We start from the raw sequence: 564 nt of genomic DNA, 5'->3' as shown, positions 1-564 counted from the left end.
AGGCGCGACCGCCCGCGTCCTCGTCCGCCAGCACGCGACAGGCCTGGACCAGCGAGGCGTTGAAATCCTCGAACCCGCGCCCGTCGGCGAGGCTGGCTTCATAGACCTGGGTGACGAAGAGGGGGCGTAGGGACATGGCGTTCCCATATCCCTTCTCCCCTTGCGGGAGAAGACGAGCACACGGCGCGCGGGCGGCGTGATGCGATGGCTGGCGGCGAATTGCGTCGCCGGTTCAATGGCCGTCGCATCGCCCGCCGTCTTCGGCCTGTCGCTCTCTCGACCTGTGGCAAGCTGTGCGGCTCACGCCCAGGTCAGGGAGTTTCAGACTAATCAGACTATTCAGACTGCATTTTTCGTCCGAAGGCCGCAGCGGAGCGGCTCACGCTCAGGTCAGGGGGTTTTCAGACTAATCAGACTATTCAGACTGTATTTTTCGACCGAAGGCCGCAGCGGATCAGAAGGGCAGATCGGCCTCGCCTCTCAGGATCGCCTCGGCCTGGGGCGTGTGTTTGGCGCCTGAGCGATCGTGCAGGATCAGGGGGGGCAGCAGGCGCAGCGGCGCGC

Annotated in this window: 1 pseudogene; it reads right to left on the bottom strand. The window is 64.9% G+C overall.

Going from position 1 to position 564, the window contains the following annotated elements:
- Nucleotides 1-454: 454 nt before the first annotated feature.
- A pseudogene (locus ACK4SE_RS14220) lies at nucleotides 455-564 on the bottom strand (methyltransferase); the annotation flags it as partial.

This window comes from Brevundimonas sp., assembly GCF_046293315.1.
Taxonomy (GTDB): domain Bacteria; phylum Pseudomonadota; class Alphaproteobacteria; order Caulobacterales; family Caulobacteraceae; genus Brevundimonas.
This window is presented reverse-complemented; position numbering and strand designations above follow the sequence as displayed.